Origin of the sequence: Pseudoalteromonas sp. S4492 (genome assembly GCF_005886115.1) — a bacterium.
Classification (GTDB): Bacteria; Pseudomonadota; Gammaproteobacteria; order Enterobacterales; family Alteromonadaceae; genus Pseudoalteromonas; species Pseudoalteromonas gelatinilytica.
The window spans coordinates 1-399 of record NZ_PNCP01000284.1 but is presented as its reverse complement, the minus strand read 5'-3'; the positions used below and the strand labels follow the sequence as shown (position 1 = coordinate 399).

1 protein-coding gene is annotated in these 399 nt (G+C 55.4%); it reads right to left on the bottom strand.

All coding sequences use genetic code 11. The annotated features are described in order from the left end of the window. The coding region (locus CWC28_RS22165; protein ID WP_171038365.1) for a hypothetical protein at positions 1-399 on the bottom strand (399 nt) is incomplete at both ends.

Sequence of the window (399 nt, the reverse complement as noted above, 5' to 3'; positions counted from 1 at the left end):
TTCTGAACCTGATCAGTGGTTTGAACTGTACCAATATTATTGAACAGGAAGTTTCCGGTTTGAGCTGAGTTCTGCCCCTTGAGCAACCAGCTGGTACCGTTATGACCGTCCGTGACAATATCGGTGTCACTGCTGTGACCGGTGTACGACGTACTGCCACTGAACTGGATGTTCGCGACGGTGAAGGCATTGTCTGCCAGGGCCACCGTCTGCTGACCGCCGGTGCCATTACTGACCGCCCCACCGTTGGTGTTCAGGGCACTGATGCCGATGAACTTCAAGCCACCGTCACTGGCCTCATTATTCCCCGTCACCGACCAGCCGACATTGGCACGACCCGCCACCTGGGACGCGGTATTGATCTCTTCTACCTGGCTGACGGTATAGGTGCCATTACCT